The sequence below is a fragment of the Frondihabitans sp. GW821-FHT04F02 genome (assembly GCF_059420045.1).
Genome location: NZ_JBWKSZ010000001.1, coordinates 75,607 through 92,645, shown reverse-complemented (window position 1 = coordinate 92,645; position 17,039 = coordinate 75,607). Strand labels below are relative to the sequence as shown.

Genomic DNA, 17,039 nt, shown 5'->3' with positions numbered 1-17,039 from the left:
ACTCACCGCACCACCATCCCGAGAAAGAAAGAACGAACTTCGATGAAGAAGCTCCTCACCACCCTGACCGTCACCGCCCTCGTCGGCCTCGCCCTGACCGGCTGCGCCAGCGGATCCTCCAGCGCCGGAGGGAAGGTGACACTCACCTTCCAGAACCAGTTCTCCGACTCCGAGTCAACGGAGCTGAAAAAACTCGTCAAGGAGTACGAGTCAGAACACACGAACGTGACCATCAACGTGGTCCGCGACAACGACTCGTCCTACTACGACAAGCTCGTCACACAGATCAGCGCCGGGAAAGGCCCCGACATCGTTCGCCTCGAACCCCCGAAGGTGTCCCAGTACGCCGCATCCGGTTTCCTCGCCCCCGTCGATGATGCGCTCGGGACGAAGTCTGACTACTTCGCCAACACTCTCGAGGCCGCCACGAAGAACGGTCACGTCTACGGCCTCCCCCAGGACGTCTCTACCTTGGCGATGTTCTACCGCAAAGACATGCTCACCGCAGCGGGCATCAGCGCCCCTCCCACCACCTGGGAGGAACTGAAAGATGATGCCCAGAAACTCACCGGCGGGGGCAAGTACGGGGTCGGCCTCTTCGGCGGCTGGGGAGCGTACGAGTTCTACCCGTGGCTGTGGCAGTCCGGAGCCGAAGTCCTGAACTCCTCCGGCACGAAGGCGACCTTCGATTCCGCAAACGCCGTCCGAGCGCTGACCTTGTGGAGCGACCTGCAGAAGAACGGTATGCCGCCCGGTATGGCCTCAGCCACAGAAGATGACGTCCGCGGGCCCTTCACCAACGGCAACCTCGCCATGTTCACCTCCGGGCCGTACATGACATCCATCCTCAAAGACTCGGGCCTGAAAGACTCGCAGTGGGGCGTCGCGCCGCTGCCCAGTGATACGGAAAGCGCCTCCGTGCTCGGCGGACTCGACCTCGCGGTCCTGAAGAACAGCTCCCACCAGAAGGAAGCCGTCGCCTTCCTGAAATGGTTCGGCTCCGACAAGGTGCAGACCGACTGGGCCGAAACCCTCGGCTTCGTCCCCTCGAAAAATTCCCTCTATCAGCAGGCTCCCTTCAAAGACGACGCGAACATCGTGACCTTCGGAAAGATCATCGACGCTTCGCAGTCGCGACCGACCGTCGCCCGTGCCGCTGACGTGGACACCGCCCTCGGCAACGCCGTCAACGCCGCGCTGTCCGGGGCGGAGACTCCCGCCAAGGCCCTGAAGGACGCCGTACAGAAATCGGATGACTCCCTCAATGGCTGACACCTCTCTCCGCCTAGCCGGCGCGCCCGCAAAGGTGCGCCGGCCCCGCCGGCGGCCCGACCGGTTCGTGCCCGCCATCATGCTCGCCCCCATCACGATCGCCTCCGCCGTCGTCATCGGGTTCCCCATCGTGTTCGTCGTCATCGAATCGTTCTTCGACGTCAACCCGAGCAGACACACCGGCTGGACGTTCACCGGAATCTCGAACTACCTCGAGATCGGCGGAGATAAAGCTCTCGCTCCCGTTCTCCTTCAGAGCGCGATTTGGACATTCGGTTCGGTGATCTTGCAGTTCGTCATCGCCTTCGCTGCCGCGATACTCGTCCGGGAGAGCCTCCAAGGCCGGGCCTGGACGTGGCTCCGCTCCCTTTATGTCCTCCCTTGGGCGACACCCATCATCGTGGGAGCCATGTCGTGGCGGTCGCTGTACCAACCCCAATTGGGTCTCATCAACGATGTCCTCAAGAACATCGGTCTGGGTTCTCTGCAGCACGCATGGCTCAGTGACCCGCACACCGCACTCGGCGCCGTGATGGCGACAAACATCTGGCGCGGATTCCCGTTCATCATGGTCATGCTGCTCAGCGGCATGGCATCCATCCCGGACGAGGTGTACGAAGCGGCGAAAGTCGACGGTGCACGCTCCGCACAGACCATCATCTTCATCACGCTGCCGTTGCTGCGCCCAATCATCCTCCTCAGCACACTGATGTCCTTGATCTGGACCTTTAACAACTTCGGACTCATCTACGTGATGACGCAAGGCGGCCCCGACGGAGCCAGTGACATTCTCACCACCTTCGTCTACAAGAACGCATTCCAGAACTTCAACTTCGGCTACGCGTCCGCCCTGTCCGTCTTCCTGTTCGTCATTGTCGCCGCCGGATCACTCATCTACGTCCGTTCACTTGGAAAAGACGCCCTAAAATGACCACCACCCTCCAGCAGCCGGCGAACCCGCAATCCGCGACCATCGCCACCGCAACGTCGACCAGCACGACGACACGGCGACGTCGGGTTCCCGTCCGTCCAGGCACGATCGTCGCACGAGTCATCGCTGTCATCATCGGACTTTTCGCCGCCATCCCGGTCCTCTGGACGGTGTCGTCGTCGTTCAAGAACAACACGGAGATCTTCCGCAGCCCGCCGACACTCATCCCCCAAAACCCCACCCTGGAAAGCTACGGATACGTCCTCTCTCGAGGTGCCGTCGGGTTCTGGTTCCTGAACTCCGCCATTGTCTCCGTCGCCACCGTCGGCATCGGGTTGCTCATCGGCATCCTCGGCGGGTACGCCCTGTCCCGTTTCGACATTCGCGGCAAGCGGTTCATGCTCATCGGACTGATCATGACCCAAATGTTCCCCAGCGTGTTGCTGATCATCCCGCTCTTCTGGCTCATTTCCCACATCGGCCTGTACGACACACTGCCCGCTTTGGTCCTTGCAGGGGTTGCCGCGTCGGCGCCTCTCGGGGTGTGGCTGATGAAGACCTCGTTCGACGAGATCCCCCGAGAACTTGACGAAGCGGCCCGCATCGACGGGGCCGGTTGGTTCCGGTCCCTGTTCAGCGTCGTCCTCCCGGCAGCACGGCCAGGAGTCATCGCCACCGGGATCTTTCTCTTCATCGGTGCCTGGGAAGAGTTCATCTACGCCCTGACGTTCACCAGTTCCGACGACAAACGCACCCTCCCCGTGGGCCTATCCCAGCTCAGCTCTGCATTCCAGGTCCACATGAATGACGTCTCCGCCATGAGCGTCCTCATTCTGATCCCGTCCCTGGTGCTGTTCATCTTCATCCAGAAATGGCTCCTTGGCGGAGCCCTCGCCGGAGGCGTCAAAGGATGACCCGCCACCCACTGTTCCTCGACGGGGAGTTGCCCGTCAGCGGCGAAGTACAGTTCTGGCGAATGAACCCCGACACATGGGAACCAGCACTCCGCGCCGTCAAAGAGATCGGCATCAGCACCATCGCCACCTATCTCTCCTGGCGACGACTCGAACCGACACCGGGCTCGTTCAACCTGACCGGTGTTCACGGGCCCGAACTAAACGTGCACCGGTTCCTCGGCCTGTGCCGTGACATCGGCCTGCGGGTCATCCTGAAACCGGGCCCGTGGATCTGCGCGGAAGAACCCGGTGGAGGGTTCCCCGACTGGCTTCTAGAGAACGACAGCATCATCGCCCTCGACTGGCAGGGTCAACCCGTGTCCGGGTACAACCCGCCTTTCAAGCACCCCATGCCGAGCTATGCCAGCGTCACGTACCGCAAACACGTCAGCGACTGGATCCACAACGTCTGGTCGGACCTCGCTGAGTTCACCGGCGCCAATGGCCCCATCGTCGCCACGCAATACGACAACGAACCCTCCCTCGGGTTCCAAGACACCATGTACGGGTTCGACCACCACCCCGACGCTCTAGTCTCCTGGCGCGAGTTCGCCGGTCCCGACGCCATCCCACCGCAGCCCCGAACCACAGGACCATCGGCACCATCACCGGTGGAAATCACCTGGGCCCAGTGGCAACGACGCTACGTCGACGAGTACCTGGAATGGCTCAAAGCGACGTTCGAGCGTGCCGGGGCGGGACACCTGGCCGGGAGCATCAACCTGAACACTCACCCTGTCCGGGGCTGGCCACAAGATGGTTCCACAATTGCCGAGACACTCACCGACACCGTCGTCGGCGAAGACCACTACTTCATTCCACCCTTGGACGAGCAGGATCTCACCGGCCTCGCCCTGGCAGCCGCCCAGGTTAGAACCACGAGCACGCCGCTTCGCTGGGCACCGGAAATGCAAGCCGGAATTTGGCGCTCACCCGGAGAACCAGTCGACTACCCCGACCCCACCGTGACGGAAATGATCGCCTGGTGGACGTCAGCGCTGGCGTTCGGCTACCACGGTTTCAACCTGTACATGCTCGTCAACCGGGAAAACTGGGAACACGCTCCCATCGACAACGACGGGACAATCACCCCGCTCGGCCATGCCCTGAAGGAACTCCTAGTCACGTTGCGGGCCGTCCCCGACCTGTCTGCTTTCACCACGATCGCCGACACGAAAATCAAGTGGGATCCCGCCGACCGAATCTCCGCCTATCGGATCCGTGGCACCCAGGCGGCACCGAGCACCGCTTGGGATGACCCCGAAGCACGGGCCGGATACGACGACGACGAATACGCAGCCCGGCTCGCCGTCACCTCCGGCCGGCAATTCGACCTCAGCGCCCACAACACACTCGGAGGACCACCGCCCATCGCGACGAGCCCCGGAGTTCTGGCGCGCGTGCTCCACCATCCAGACGGGCGGCGGGTCGTCATCATCGTCCGATGGAAGAACGACGGCGAACCCGCCACGGACATGCGTGTGCCGATCGGACTTTTCGACCCCAAATGGAACCTTAGTGATGCGGTCACCAACGTCGCCCTGGCAGGCCGTGGCAACAAACGCCTCGTCCCCTTGGGGAAGCTGGGTGTCGCAATCTTGCTCGTGACCTGAGTTCCCGACCGACCTGTTAATGGGAGTCCGGCTAGTGTCCTGGATTCTGGAAAGATGTGGCCAGTTCGACCGGCCCAGAAAAAGACCCGTCTTTGAAACGACGTTCACATCCAGGCTTGATCACTTCGCGATGTGTGCTTCACGCTTCGAGATGACCTCGTCCATGTGTTCCTCTGCCCATCGTTTAAGGCCGCGAATGGCGTCCTGCAGAGAGAGGCCGAGATCGGTCAGTTCGTAGGTGACGGTCACCGGCACAGTCGGCTCGGCTGTCCGAATCAAGAGGCCGTCGTTCTCGAGAGAGCGCAGGGTCTGCGTGAGCATCTTCGGACTCACCCCTGCGAGTGTTCGGGCTAGCTCGGAATAACGCATGGGTGCAGGTTCCCCTGCGCACTCCGGCCCGCTTCCCAATGCCGTCAGAATAAGGGTGACCCATTTGTCGGAGATCCGGTCGAGAAGCTTCTGACTCGGGCACACCGCCCGGAAAACATTGTACTTCGCCTTGCTCTCGGCTCGTCTCTCTGCTGCCGTCATCGTGGGCATCGCGACTCCTCATTCCCTAGCGGTATCAAGGCACCTGAAGGTGCGTACTTCCCAAGCGGAAGCTACTTCCCAAGAATGAATCACGGAGCCACATGGCACCACCCCGTTCCACCGAAAGGCACCACCATGACGACAGCAGCCCCCACGCTCCCCGGCGGCACCTGGCAGCTCGGCAACCTCGAAGTCACCCGGTTCGGCTACGGAGCCATGCAACTCGCCGGCCCCTGGGTCATGGGACCCCCGGCCGACCGAAGTGCGGCCCATGCAGTCCTTCGCGAAGCTGTTCAGCTCGGCATCACGCACATCGACACCAGCGACGCCTACGGGCCACGTGTCACCAACGACATCATCCGTGAAGCCCTCCACCCCTACAGCGAGTCCCTCCACATCGTCACCAAGGTCGGCGCGAACCGCGACGCCCAGGGCGGCTGGCCCACGGCCCGCGAACCCGAACAGTTGCGGCAGCAAGTCAGGGAGAACCTCTCTGCGATCGGAGTTGACACCCTCGACCTCGTGAATTTTGCGAGTCGGCAATGCCCAGGGGCCAGTGGCCGAATCAGTGGGCCAGGCGTTCGAGACGCTGGTGGAACTACAGCAGGAGGGGCTCATCCGACACCTCGGCATCAGTAACGCCACCACGGAGCAGGTTGCCGAGGTCCAAACCATCGCGCCGATCGTCAGCGTTCAAAACATGTTCAACCTCGCCGTCCGTGGAGATGACGACCTTATCGACCAACTCGCGGCCGAGGGCATCGCCTATGTGCCTTTCTTCCCCCTCGGAGGCTTCAGCCCCCTTCAATCCGAGGCCCTCTCGACTGTCGCGACACGGGTCGGCGCCACTCCAATGGCCGTCGCTTTGGCCTGGCTGCTTCAGCGGTCGCCGAACATCCTCCTGATTCCGGGCACTTCCTCCGTCGCACACCTACGCGAGAACGTCGCGGGAGCCGCTTTGACACTGACTCCGGGCGATCTCGCCGAACTCGACCAGATCGGGCGGTGAACCGAACCGCGCAAGACGAACGATGGGCACACGACAGATTACATCGTCGACATTCAGGACCAAGGAACACCGAAATCTACATTTGCCACACGCTGAGATAAACCGTGAAGGGCGGACAACTGCAACCACCGGTTCGCTCTTAGCTTTGGCATCCGGGCGCCCTCGATCCACCTTGCCTGCGGATCGAGATGAAACGAGCGTCAGAACACGCCGCTTCGTTTTTCAAGTGGCCTCACAGGGTCTTGAAAAACTATAGATTGTCGAGACGTCTCACGGGCTTACGGGAGCGACTGGCCGAAACTCCCCACTCTCCCAAGGCTTGGGTCGTGTGGACAGGAACCGGCTCGCAGCCCTCAAGAGCGTTGAGAATGCCCGATGGGCATCTCGAAGCGGTCGGGCGTCATTTGAGTGTCGCGTGTCCGAGGATGGCTTGGATCGCGGGTCCGACGGTATGCACGAGCGTGTCGGTGTCGGCTCGGACGAGGGCGGGCACGCCGATTATGCGGCGGCTCAGTATGACGCCGATCAACATGGATGCGGCCAAGCCTGCGCGGAGGAGCGCGTCGTCCCCTCGTCCCTTCATGCCGTGGGCGAGGCGGGACTGGATGAAGTCGCGGAGCTGCCTGCTGGCGTTCTCGTTGACGACGGCGCCCCGAAGCATCGCCATGAGCGGTTCCGATTCTGCAGCTGCACCCTCCCACGCTTCGAGGTAGGCACGGACCACGTGCTCTCCGATGTGCTCCTCGGGCGCTTCGAACGCCGTGTCGAAGCGGGTGAGCGCCGAGGCGGGGATCGCCATGACGGCGGCGAACAGGTCATCTTTCGAGCCGAAGAACTGCATGACCTGCGAGGGGTCGACGCCTGCGTCGGTCGCGATGACACGGATCGTCGTCGCCGTGTAGCCGTCTCGGGCGAAGCGTGCCCGCGCCGCGGCCAACACGTCGTCACGACTGCTGACCGGGCCGCGCCGACGGCCGACGCGCAATGCAGAGGGGTCTGTTGCCGAGATGGCCATGGCATCAGGATAGGCGCCCCAGCCGCTGATCTCAACAACTGTTGAGTTTTGCGGCAATTGGTCTTACGCTCTCCACGGCACGAGTCCGACGACGGCCTCGCCAGAAGAAGGAGCCCTGATGACCGACCAGAGGATGTACGTCCCGTCCACCCCGCTGCCCGCACCCCGGACCGGGATTCTGACCCCCTTCGAGCCCGGCACGCGGACGCTCGAGGCCGGCTTCCGGATCGCACCGCAGTTCAAGCCGCTGCCGGTCGACGTCGTCTTCGAGAAGGACACCGCCGTCCAGTTGCGAGACGGCACCACCCTGCACCTCGACGTCTTTCGGCCCACCGGCGAGGGGCCGTTCCCGGTGATCGTGGCGTGGAGCCCGTATGGGAAGGCGCAGGGCACCTCGGTCAGCGTGATGGGCGTCTTCGGCTTGGTGGGGATCGCCAACAGCGAGGTCTCTGGGCTGGAGAAGTTCGAGGCGCCGGATCCTGCGTATTGGTGCGCGCGCGGCTACGCGATCGCGAACGTCGACGTTCGCGGCGTCGTCGATTCTGAGGGCGACAGCGTGCTGTGGGATCGCCAGGAGGGGCGCGACTGCTACGACGTGATCGAGTGGCTGGCCGAGCAGGAGTGGTGCGACGGCAAGGTCGGCATGAGCGGCACCTCGTACCTCGCCGTGTCGCAGTGGTTCACTGCCGCCGAGCAGCCTCCGCACCTCGTCGCGATTAACCCGTGGGAGGGCGTCAGCGACGTGTACCGCGACCTCGTGATGCGCGGCGGCATGCCCGACACCGGGTTCGCGCAGCAGCTGCAGGACGGCAGCTTCTTCGGCACGAACAGGAAGGAGGACATTCTCTCGGAGGTCGAGGCCCACCCGCTGATGGACGACTTGTGGGAGAACAAGATCCCCGATTTCGAGAAGATCACCGTGCCGGCCTACGTGGTCGCCAGCTACTCGAACACCCTCCACACGGCGGGCACGTTTCGTGCCTGGCGCCGCATGGCGTCGGCGGATAAGTGGCTGCGGATCCACAACTCCCAGGAGTGGCCCGACTACTACGACGCGCAGAACGTCGACGACCTGCGCCGCTTCTTCGACCACTACCTCAAGGGCATCCACAACGGGTGGGAGACGACCCCGACGGTCCGGTACTCGGTGCTCGACCTCGAGGGCGGCGACCGCGTCAATGTCCCGGCCGAGTCCTTCCCGCCGGCCGACGTCAGCTCGACGAGGTTCTACCTCGACGGCCGCACCCGCACGCTCTCGGCCGTCGCTTCCTCCGATGCGGTCGAGGCGGTCTACGCGGTCGACTCCAACCCGTCCGCAGTGTCGTTCCTGACCTGGTTCGACGAGGAGACGACCCTGGTCGGCTACCCGAAGGCGCACCTGTTCGTCGAGGCCCGCGGATCCGACGACATGGATCTCTTCGTCCTCGTGCAGAAGCTCGACCGCTGGGGCACACCGCTGCAGGCATTCACGGTGCCGAATGTCTCGGCGATGGCGCACGATCTCACCGACCACGGCGCCACGATCCTGCGGTACAAGGGCTCGGACGGTCGCCTCCGCGCGTCCGCCCGTCACCTCGACGAGCACCTCGCGACCGACGACGTGCCGGCGCACACCTTCGACCGCATCGAAAAGCTCGGCGAGGGCGAGATCGTCGAGCTGGACATCGACCTGCTACCGGTCGGCCTCGCCTTCCACCCGGGGGAGCAGCTGCGGTTCGTCGTCAGCTCGAAGAATCTTCTCGGCACCTTGATGCCGGGCATCCGGGAGTACGTCGGCCAGAACTCCGGCCAGCACGTGATCCACACCGGCGGCGAGCACGCCTCCTACCTTCAGCTCCCCGTCCAGAAGTGAAGGCCGAGACCATGACCGCAGGATCCAGCACCCCCACCGTCCGTCTCGAGGGTGACGACAGTGACTCGACCATCGACGGCTACGAACTCTTCGGCGCCCGCCGAGCACTCGCCCTGTTGAAGGAGAGGCTCGGCCGCGACCGCATCCTTGACCTCCTCGCCGACGAGATCGCCGACGGCGACGCGTTCCTGCGTAATCACCTGTCCCGGTCGGCCGGCGAGGAGGCGACCGGCACGACCACCCTCCGCGCCCACGGCATCACCGCCGACGAGTTCACGAGATGGCTGGCCCGAGCCTTCGCGAGGGAGGACGTCATGCTTGCCGGAAACCCCGAGCACTACTCGATCCACGCTGAACCCGGTGCGAACGTCAACATCGTCGAGACCCTGCACGACCGGGTGTGCTCATTCTTCATGCGGCCCTACGACGCCAGTATCATCGTCGACCAGGAGCTCCCCGCGGGGAAACCTGCGGGTCGTCGGTCACACATGCTCCTCACCGACGGCACTGTCGTCGGATCCATCGCCAACGCGTTCGACGAAGAGGAGGACGGCTTCACTGCGCGGCTGTCGGTGACGCTCCCGGCGACCTGCGCCCCGGACGTGATCGAGCAGCACCTCGAGCACTTCGCCGTGGAGTTTCGCACCTGGATCCTGCGCGCTGCACAGGAGCTCCGGGCCGGATGACGGTCAGCGGCCAAGGAGGGCTCCGGCATTGCGGGTGGTGAGCTCCCGCCAGCTCGAGGCTCCCTCCGGGGCAGGTGCTGCATCGATGGTCGCGATCTGCGCGTCGACACCGGCGGCCGGGGTCCAGCAGGAGTCGCTGCCGTAGACGATGTGCTCGGATCCTGCGACCTTCTCCAGGACCGGGATGTCGGTCGGGAACGGGGTACCCGCGGTGTCAAACCACAGCCGGCGCATCGCCTCCGACCAGGGCATTGCATCGCTGGCCGCGCGGAATAGCTGCTGGAACAGGGCGATACGGTCCGACAGGAACGGAAGGGTCGCGCCGGAGTGCGGCACGATCACGCGCAGATTCGGGTACCGCGTCAACACTCCAGCGAATACGAGGTCGACGATGCTGCGCGTGCTGTCGAACAGGAACTCCAGCATCGGACGCGGACGCCCCAGAGCCGTCTTCTCCCACCCGACCGGAGACGTCGGATGCACGAAGACGACGGCGTGCCGTTGGTCGAGCTCCGCCCAGAGCGGTTCGAGCGCAGGGTCGCCCAAGTACTGGCCGTGGGCGTTCGACTCGAGCACAACCCCGACCGCGCCCAGCTCGCCCATCGCCCGCCGCGCCTCCCGAACGGCACCGACGACATCCGGGACGGGAAGGGACGCGAAGAACGAGAGGCGATCAGCTACCGGGCGCGGTCTGCAGAAATCCGTTGCGCCGATGATTCAGCCGATGCTTGCTTATAGTGGGGAAGAGCCCACGCGCCACCTCGATCCGTCGTAGCTCGTGCTGCGACGCGTTCGGGGATGCGGAGGGCGCAGGCCACGGAGAACGCCGCCTGGAGCGCAGCGACAGCAAGTCTCCGCCGCGGGAACCCGAACGCCAGCAGACGAGGTTTCACCACGGCCTGGATCTCATCAACGAAGGGGCGAAGGGTCAAGTCATACCGGCGTAGGGCGCCCTCCAGGTCGTCGGGCGTGGCGTTGATCTCACCAGCGAGGACGTACGCCCCGACAAGCCCGCCCGAGATGCCCATACCGCTATAAGGCGAGGCGCAGTGCGCGGCATCTCCGAGCAGGACGACGCGGCCCTTCGACCAGGTGCCGGTGCGGACCTGCAACACTTCCTGCGAGTAAAAGAACGGTGCCTCTTCCATACCGTCGGTGAACCGCTGCGTCTGCCAACCGGCATTCCGGAACCGGTCACTCCAGAGCCGTTGCTGGTCCGCGATCGGAGCGCGGTGGATTGCCGAGGCCTGAGCCGACGAGTCGCGGACGATGAAGTACGCCTGCGTCTCGGCCGCGTTGTGGCTGCGCCGCATGATCTGCCGGCCACCCGGCGCGGCGTAGGTCTCTCGCATGTCGCTGTCGGAGGCGATTCGAGGCACGAACCAATACGCCATGTGCAAACCGGTCCGCCAGTAGACGTCCGCTCCCTCAGGAAGGATGGCTCGTCGGATTCGGGATCCCTGACCGTCAGCTCCCACGAGCAGATCGAAGGTCTCCTCGGAGCCGTTGGAGAAGTGGGCGGTGACCTGGTCCTGTGCCAGGTCGAACCCGTCGACGGTCAGCCCGAAGCGATAGTCGACGTCCTCTTTCGTGGCGTCGTGGAGGATACGGACGAGGTCGCCGCGCATGATCTCGAACTCGGAGGTGAAGGTCTGCTTTCCCTCACCGGAGGTGTTCGCCATGATGGCTCCGAGCTGTCGTCCGGCTCCGTTCACGAATGCGACACCGGGCTCGGTGACGAGATGCGCCCGGACCTCGTCCAACAGGCCCATCGCGACGATCGCCTCGATGCCCTGCCCGCGCAGGTCGACCTGCGCTCCTGTTGCCCGGAGCGCTGGGTACCGCTCCGCCACCGTGACCCGATGACCGGCTCGCGCCAACCAGAACGCCAGTGCAGGACCGGCGACTCCACCGCCTGCAATGAGGACCCTCAATGACTTCTTCTTCTCCGCGACCATGACATTGCTCCCATTAATCTATCGGTGATAGTTGCTGTGCCCGAAGCATGCGCCTATCGGTGATAGATTGTCAAGCATGGCGAAGATCGATAGAGGGGCAGTGGTCCGGGAAGCGTTGGCGCTGCTCGATGACGTGGGCCTGGATGGGGTCAGTACCCGTGCTGTTGCTCGGCGACTCGGGGTAGAGCAGCCGTCTCTGTATTGGCACTTCAAGAACAAGCAGGAATTACTGGCAGCCATGGCCGCGGCCGCGCTTGAGCGGCACGAGGAGCTTCCGCTACCGCAGGTCGGCGACGACTGGAAGTCGTGGTTCCTGGAGAACTACCGGAGTTTCCGCGGTGCCCTCCTGGCGCATCGCGACGGGGCACGCCTCCACGCTGGCTCCGTCCCCGACGGCGCCTCCCGGGAACGGCTCCTGCGGAAGTTCGCGTTCCTCATCGAGGCCGGCGTGGCCGAGCAGGATGCAATCACGGGGATGCTCGCTGCGAGCAGGTTCACTGTTGGCAGCGCCCTCGAGCAACAGGCAGACCCCGACGCGGACGGGGCCTCGCCAGACGCAGTCGAGCAGCCCGTTGCCCCAACACACAAACAAGCCTTCGAGGCAGGCCTCCTGATGCTGCTCACCGGTCTCGAAGGCTCCACCGCAACCGCTAAAGCTAGACGACTCTGACGCGCTTCAGTACACCGGGAACACCGGTACTACTTGCCTCTCATAGTTCGGAGTCTCGATAGCCGACCCCCTAGTGTGCGCTCTGGGCCAACGCCAACCTTGGTCGGTCAAAGAAGTACCCGACTGCCCTCGAAGTCCTGAGCCTGGCGAGGGAGCCCGGAGAGATAGAGAGTGAGAATCCGTGTGGCGTCAAAGGTCGCTGCTCGCGCCGCGCCGTACATGAGAAGCGCATCGACGACGGCGACGAGATCTCGTGCATGAGTAGACGGGTCAAGGACGTGCAACGCTCGCAGTACGCCCTCTGCCGCTTGAAGCAGAAGCTGCCGCACCGGGGCCTGCTCGGTGAGAGCGGCACGCATTTCATCGTCGTGTCGCAGCTCGAACAAGAGCGCGAACCTCGCGGCCTGAGCATCTTCCCGCAACGACAGGTGCTCGAGGAAGCCGACGGCCACTGCGGCCGCTTGCGCCGGCGTGAGGCTCGGCGGCACCACGAGACCATCGAGGTCCTGCTGCGTGTAGTCGGCGAGCCGGTCGACGACGAGGGCCGTGAGATCGCGGCGGGTCTTGGCGTAATAGGTCGTAGAACCGGGAGGGAGTTCTGCCTCTGTGTCGACGGCACGATGCGTGAGCGCGCGGATACCTCCGCGGGCGATCAGACGCACCCCGGCGTCCCCGATGTCGTCTAGCCGCGTCATATCGCTCCTCGTCTCCCACCCTCTACAATCTTAGAGTCTCTACGTCTGTAGAGCTTTGGTTACTGTGGAGGCATGCTGTGAAAGCGATCGTCATCGGTGGAGGAATCTCGGGCAGGGCAATTCAGGGGGCACTGGTAGAGCGCGGTGCGACCGTCGAGCTGCTGTCGCGATCAACAGGATTCGATGTTCTCCGAGACGACGCAGCCTCCCGACTCAACGGCGCGGATGCCGTCGTGGAGGCCATCGGACGGTTCACCACGAGCCGGAAGAGGGCGACCGAGTTCTTCACGAAGTCCACGCGCGCCATCTCGGAAGCCACACGACTGGTCGGTGCTAAGCACGTGCTCTTGTCGATCGTGAATTGCGAGCTGCCTGAGGTTCAGGGATACGGGTACCTCGCCGGCAAGGCCGCCCAGGAGCATTTGGCGCACGAATTGAGCGCGGACCTCACAACTGTTCGAACGACGCAGTGGTTTGAATTCGCGCAGCAGACCCTCGAACGTATGGGCGCGGGGCCCGTTGCGCTCGTTCCACGAATGCTCATCCAGCCCGTTGCGTTGAGTGGCGTCGCGCAGGTCATTGCCGACGTCGCCGTGGGTCACCGCCACGGCGACGTCATCAACCTCGCGGGCCCGGAGTCGATGACTTTGAGTGAGATGGTGAGACGGGTCCGGCCGACCAAATCCCTGCGGCTTCCCCTGGCATTACCGGGTGCGACGTGGAGAGCGATCAGCGACGGAGCTTTGCTCCCGGCCGGTGACGTCGAGACGGTCGGTCCCACGTTCGTCGAGTGGCTCAAGAAAGCGTGACGACTCGACGACAGGGAGTCGCAGTCGTCTGCAGCCGTGCCGAGACACGGTAACTCGGAGTCATAGCCTCGGCGGCGGTAGAATGCCGCATGCGAGTCGCAATGGTGCTGGCGTCCGTCTCTGGCGACTATCTCTACAACCAGTACGTCCTGGAAACGATCAGATTCTTCCTGATCGTTGTCCTTCCAGCTTTGGCAATTGCCCTATTCGTGAGATTCCTTCTTCGTCGACGGCGAGATAAGGATTGAGTCGTCCTCCCACTGCGGCGGTATCTTCCGACCATGAAATCGGAACGCGATGGCGTCAACACCGAAGACTGGGTCGTCTTCGACGATGACGCGCTTCGCACCGCAAACGCGAAACGCCTCGAATTGCTGACGCCTATTCTGATCATCGCTACCCCCGTATGCGGCTTTGTAACCAAATCAGGCCCACTCCCGCCCTATGCACCGTGGTGGATCATCCTCCCAGCGGGAATGCTCCTGGGATTCCTCATCAGTTTGCTCGTGCGGGCCGGATTCGCTTACACGTACCGACCTTTCGCTGCCAACGAGAAGACCTCCGAAGTGCAGATCCGCGGTAAGACGAGCAGGGTTGCTGACGTGACAGCGGCAGGCGTCATGGTGATGTCGGGTGATGGGGTCGAGTTGTATCACCGCGACGTGCTCCTGGCTGTCATACGTGGGTCGTCGATCGTCCGGCCCCGTGACCCCTATGACAAGAACGGGACCTTCGGCAGGTACAACCATCCCTACACACTGGACCGAGCTGACGCCGAATCCTTCGTCATGAACCCTCCCGGGCCGGGCGATTCGCGACCCTGGGGCCAATGAAGACCACCCGAGGGCGGCCACGGCGAGCCCACTCTCTTCGTTCTCCCGACGGACGCCGCCCAGGTTGCCTGGCCCCTATCGTGTGACCATGACTGCGCCGATCATCGCCTCGCCTACCTCGGCCGTTCCGACCCGAGCGTCGAAGGCCACCACAATTGCGCTGGGAGCAGCTGCAGCCACCCTGAACGCGACCTTCCTGCTCTTCTTCGTTCTCTGGTCGCACGCTGACGAGTGGGCCGTTGACAGATCAGAGGCACGAGGTGGCTTCGACCCTACGCAGTTGCTACCGCATGGTGGACTCATGTGGGTCGCAGCGCACGTGGCATTCGCCGCTCTTCTCGGTTGCGACGTTCTCGGGATGGTCGTATTCGTGCGCGTCCGGAAATCGGCACATGCCCATTGTCGAGCAGTCGACGGGAGCAACAGCTAGAAGCTGCGCGCCGCACTCTCGAACTAACCCGTGTGCCGCTATTGCCTGGCTCCCCGTTTCGATCCAGTCGTCGATAAGCGCGACCCGGGCGACAGCCCCTAGATGTCAGTCGCGGCACGAGATGGGCTGAGCACGCCCGAGATGAGTAGCTGCACGAGGGCGCCGGCCTTGTACTGGGCGTCGCTTGCGGCACCGATGCAGAGGTTGCCGATGCCTTTGAGCACGTTGTACGCATCGATCGAGGGAGCTAAGTCAACCGACGTGAGCGCTGCCTCGAGGAGGTCACCGCATACCGGCACGAGACGGCTGACGAAATAGGTATGCAGCGCGTCCGAACCGGCGCTGTCCCCGTGGAGCGCGTCGGCGAGGCCGTGTTTCGTGACGAGGAATTGCACGAACAGTGCCACCCATGCCCGCAGGGCCGCCTCGGGCGTCGCGCTCTCCGCGAGTAGCCGTGGACCGGCCTCGGCACACGCCTCGACCTGGTGCCGGTACACCGCCACGACGAGTTCCGGACGCGTCGGAAAGTGACGGTAGATCGTCCCCACACCAACGCCGGCCCTCGCTGCTATCTCCCGCACCGGCGCGTCGACGCCAGAGATGACGAAGACCGCTGCGGCCGCATCGAGAAGTGCCTGCTGACTTCGACGCGGACGGCCCACTTGCGGCTGCGCAGGGTGCGACTGGTCGCTCTCAGTCTCAGCCATAGACCCGTCCTCCCTATGTCGATCGCACATCCTTGCATTTCGGAGCATTGTTCCGTAACGTTGCGGAACGACGCTCCGATAAGCAGTATCGCAGAGTGCACCCGTAGAGAGGAATAGCCATGACCTCGAGTCTCGTCGATGCGCTGGACGGCGTTATCGGAACCGGCACTCCAGTAGTCTCCGTCGCTCCCGTCAGGCTGTTTGCCCCCGGACGACCGGTCCCGTTGGAGGTGCGCGTGTCGGCGCCGACTACCGGGACAGACCTCCCTGTGGTGGTGTTCTCGCACGGCAATGGGTGGAACCTCGATGGCTACGCACCGCTCACAGCGTTCTGGGCATCGCAGGGGTTCGTCGTGATCCAGCCCACCCACCTCGACTCGCGCCGAAACGGGTTCGGGTTCGACTCCCCGGTGTTCCCGACGATCTGGAGAGAGAGGATCGCGGATCTCACCCGCACCCTCGACCAGCTCGACACCCTCGAGGCGGCCGTCCCCGGGCTTGCCGGTCGCATCGACCGCAGCCGCGTCGCCGCCACCGGACACTCCTGGGGCGGGCAGACAGCGCAGTCGCTCCTCGGCGCGCGAATCGTCGACGACGCCGGCCGCGTCGGCGAGGACATGTCCGACAGCCGCGTCACCGCGGGCATCCTGTTCGCAGCAACCGGTCTCGGCGGCGATGACCTGCATCCGTTCGCTCAGGCGAACTTCCCGTTCATGCGACCCTCGTTCCAGGAGCTCACCAGCCCCACGCTCGTTGTCGCCGGCGATCACGACCAGTCCAGGATGTCCAGCCGCGGACCCGACTGGTTCACCGACGCCTACACATACAGCCCCGGCGCCACCGACCTCCTCACTTTCCACGGCGCTGAGCACGCCCTCGGTGGGATCGTCGGCTACGAAGTGGCCGAGACCACCGACGAGAACCCGCAGCGGGTCGCCGTCATCCAGCGGATGAGCACCGCATACCTTCGGACGGCTCTGCGAGTCGACGAGAGCAGCTGGTCCGCTGCCCGCTCCGCATTCCGGGACAGCGCCGATCCGATCGGGCATGTCGACACTAAGTCGTAGGTGCA

General features: G+C 64.0%; 16 protein-coding genes and 1 pseudogene. 11 read left to right on the top strand and 6 right to left on the bottom strand.

Annotated features, from left to right (window positions below):
• The first annotated feature begins 42 nt into the window (after nt 1–42).
• Genes AC07TY_RS00470 through AC07TY_RS00455 form a run of 4 tightly spaced genes read left to right on the top strand, consistent with a single transcriptional unit; the run spans nt 43 to nt 4,772 of the window.
• A complete protein-coding gene (locus tag AC07TY_RS00470; protein ID WP_494783999.1) occupies nt 43–1,272 on the top strand; it encodes an ABC transporter substrate-binding protein in 1,230 nt (409 codons plus the stop codon).
• Nucleotides 1,265–2,203, top strand: coding sequence for a carbohydrate ABC transporter permease (locus tag AC07TY_RS00465; RefSeq protein ID WP_494783998.1), 939 nt, complete (start codon nt 1,265–1,267; stop codon nt 2,201–2,203). The genes AC07TY_RS00470 and AC07TY_RS00465 overlap by 8 nt, the downstream gene beginning before the upstream one ends.
• Nucleotides 2,200–3,117 (top strand): carbohydrate ABC transporter permease, encoded by a 918-nt coding sequence (locus AC07TY_RS00460; protein ID WP_494783997.1) that lies wholly within the window; start codon nt 2,200–2,202, stop codon nt 3,115–3,117. The genes AC07TY_RS00465 and AC07TY_RS00460 overlap by 4 nt, the downstream gene beginning before the upstream one ends.
• Nucleotides 3,114–4,772 carry a beta-galactosidase gene (locus AC07TY_RS00455; protein ID WP_494783996.1) on the top strand — a complete coding sequence of 553 codons (1,659 nt, stop codon included), beginning with the start codon at nt 3,114–3,116 and terminating at the stop codon, nt 4,770–4,772. The genes AC07TY_RS00460 and AC07TY_RS00455 overlap by 4 nt, the downstream gene beginning before the upstream one ends.
• Nucleotides 4,773–4,892: 120 nt before the next feature.
• Here the strand turns inward: AC07TY_RS00455 and AC07TY_RS00450 are convergent, their stop codons facing one another.
• Complete coding sequence (locus AC07TY_RS00450) at nt 4,893–5,312, bottom strand: winged helix-turn-helix transcriptional regulator (RefSeq protein WP_494783995.1); 420 nt, start codon at nt 5,310–5,312, stop codon at nt 4,893–4,895.
• Between the two features lie 126 nt (nt 5,313–5,438).
• On the opposite strand from AC07TY_RS00450, the pseudogene AC07TY_RS00445 reads away from it, so the two are divergent.
• Nucleotides 5,439–6,312, top strand: a pseudogene (locus AC07TY_RS00445) (oxidoreductase).
• Nucleotides 6,313–6,712: 400 nt separating this feature from the next.
• Here AC07TY_RS00445 and AC07TY_RS00440 read toward each other — a convergent pair.
• Nucleotides 6,713–7,327 carry a TetR/AcrR family transcriptional regulator gene (locus AC07TY_RS00440; protein WP_494783994.1) on the bottom strand — a complete coding sequence of 205 codons (615 nt, stop codon included), beginning with the start codon at nt 7,325–7,327 and terminating at the stop codon, nt 6,713–6,715.
• A 118-nt stretch (nt 7,328–7,445) separates the two neighbouring features.
• On the opposite strand from AC07TY_RS00440, the gene AC07TY_RS00435 reads away from it, so the two are divergent.
• Nucleotides 7,446–9,179 carry a CocE/NonD family hydrolase gene (locus tag AC07TY_RS00435; RefSeq protein WP_494783993.1) on the top strand — a complete coding sequence of 578 codons (1,734 nt, stop codon included), beginning with the start codon at nt 7,446–7,448 and terminating at the stop codon, nt 9,177–9,179.
• An 11-nt stretch (nt 9,180–9,190) separates the two neighbouring features.
• Entirely contained in the window at nt 9,191–9,865 is a 675-nt protein-coding gene (locus tag AC07TY_RS00430; protein ID WP_494783992.1) for a hypothetical protein, read from the top strand.
• Nucleotides 9,866–9,868: 3 nt separating this feature from the next.
• On the opposite strand, the gene AC07TY_RS00425 is transcribed toward AC07TY_RS00430, so the two are convergent.
• Entirely contained in the window at nt 9,869–10,579 is a 711-nt protein-coding gene (locus AC07TY_RS00425) for an amidohydrolase family protein (RefSeq protein WP_494784539.1), read from the bottom strand.
• Nucleotides 10,543–11,823 (bottom strand): FAD-dependent monooxygenase, encoded by a 1,281-nt coding sequence (locus tag AC07TY_RS00420; RefSeq protein WP_494783991.1) that lies wholly within the window; start codon nt 11,821–11,823, stop codon nt 10,543–10,545. Before AC07TY_RS00420 ends, AC07TY_RS00425 begins: the two co-directional genes overlap by 37 nt.
• 76 nt (nt 11,824–11,899) lie before the next feature.
• On the opposite strand from AC07TY_RS00420, the gene AC07TY_RS00415 reads away from it, so the two are divergent.
• Nucleotides 11,900–12,493, top strand: a complete 594-nt coding sequence (locus tag AC07TY_RS00415) for a TetR/AcrR family transcriptional regulator C-terminal domain-containing protein (protein WP_123505051.1) — start codon at nt 11,900–11,902, stop codon at nt 12,491–12,493.
• A gap of 107 nt (nt 12,494–12,600) precedes the next feature.
• On the opposite strand, the gene AC07TY_RS00410 is transcribed toward AC07TY_RS00415, so the two are convergent.
• Complete coding sequence (locus tag AC07TY_RS00410) at nt 12,601–13,155, bottom strand: TetR/AcrR family transcriptional regulator (protein ID WP_488626611.1); 555 nt, start codon at nt 13,153–13,155, stop codon at nt 12,601–12,603.
• Nucleotides 13,156–13,265: 110 nt separating this feature from the next.
• Between AC07TY_RS00410 and AC07TY_RS00405 the strand changes: the two genes are divergently transcribed.
• Nucleotides 13,266–13,997, top strand: coding sequence for an SDR family oxidoreductase (locus AC07TY_RS00405; RefSeq protein WP_123505053.1), 732 nt, complete (start codon nt 13,266–13,268; stop codon nt 13,995–13,997).
• 281 nt (nt 13,998–14,278) lie between these two features.
• On the top strand, nt 14,279–14,830 hold the full coding sequence (locus AC07TY_RS00400; protein ID WP_494783990.1) for a hypothetical protein: 552 nt from the start codon (nt 14,279–14,281) through the stop codon (nt 14,828–14,830).
• Nucleotides 14,831–15,358: 528 nt separating this feature from the next.
• Here the strand turns inward: AC07TY_RS00400 and AC07TY_RS00395 are convergent.
• A complete protein-coding gene (locus tag AC07TY_RS00395; protein WP_494783989.1) occupies nt 15,359–15,967 on the bottom strand; it encodes a TetR/AcrR family transcriptional regulator in 609 nt (202 codons plus the stop codon).
• Nucleotides 15,968–16,086: 119 nt separating this feature from the next.
• On the opposite strand from AC07TY_RS00395, the gene AC07TY_RS00390 reads away from it, so the two are divergent.
• Nucleotides 16,087–17,034, top strand: coding sequence for an alpha/beta hydrolase family protein (locus AC07TY_RS00390; protein WP_494783988.1), 948 nt, complete (start codon nt 16,087–16,089; stop codon nt 17,032–17,034).
• Nucleotides 17,035–17,039 lie beyond the last annotated feature (5 nt).

What these genes read in the sequence shown, in the direction of transcription:
- AC07TY_RS00465 (WP_494783998.1), top strand. Translation starts at nt 1,265, where the DNA reads ATGGCTGACACCTCTCTCCGCCTAGCCGGCGCGCCCGCAAAGGTGCGC.
- AC07TY_RS00435 (WP_494783993.1), top strand. Translation starts at nt 7,446, where the DNA reads ATGACCGACCAGAGGATGTACGTCCCGTCCACCCCGCTGCCCGCACCC.
- AC07TY_RS00400 (WP_494783990.1), top strand. Translation starts at nt 14,279, where the DNA reads ATGAAATCGGAACGCGATGGCGTCAACACCGAAGACTGGGTCGTCTTC.
- AC07TY_RS00390 (WP_494783988.1), top strand. Translation starts at nt 16,087, where the DNA reads ATGACCTCGAGTCTCGTCGATGCGCTGGACGGCGTTATCGGAACCGGC.
- AC07TY_RS00420 (WP_494783991.1), bottom strand. Translation starts at nt 11,823, where the DNA reads ATGGTCGCGGAGAAGAAGAAGTCATTGAGGGTCCTCATTGCAGGCGGT.
- AC07TY_RS00460 (WP_494783997.1), top strand. Translation starts at nt 2,200, where the DNA reads ATGACCACCACCCTCCAGCAGCCGGCGAACCCGCAATCCGCGACCATC.
- AC07TY_RS00470 (WP_494783999.1), top strand. Translation starts at nt 43, where the DNA reads ATGAAGAAGCTCCTCACCACCCTGACCGTCACCGCCCTCGTCGGCCTC.
- AC07TY_RS00450 (WP_494783995.1), bottom strand. Translation starts at nt 5,312, where the DNA reads ATGCCCACGATGACGGCAGCAGAGAGACGAGCCGAGAGCAAGGCGAAG.
- AC07TY_RS00415 (WP_123505051.1), top strand. Translation starts at nt 11,900, where the DNA reads ATGGCGAAGATCGATAGAGGGGCAGTGGTCCGGGAAGCGTTGGCGCTG.
- AC07TY_RS00430 (WP_494783992.1), top strand. Translation starts at nt 9,191, where the DNA reads ATGACCGCAGGATCCAGCACCCCCACCGTCCGTCTCGAGGGTGACGAC.
- AC07TY_RS00455 (WP_494783996.1), top strand. Translation starts at nt 3,114, where the DNA reads ATGACCCGCCACCCACTGTTCCTCGACGGGGAGTTGCCCGTCAGCGGC.
- AC07TY_RS00395 (WP_494783989.1), bottom strand. Translation starts at nt 15,967, where the DNA reads ATGGCTGAGACTGAGAGCGACCAGTCGCACCCTGCGCAGCCGCAAGTG.
- AC07TY_RS00440 (WP_494783994.1), bottom strand. Translation starts at nt 7,327, where the DNA reads ATGGCCATCTCGGCAACAGACCCCTCTGCATTGCGCGTCGGCCGTCGG.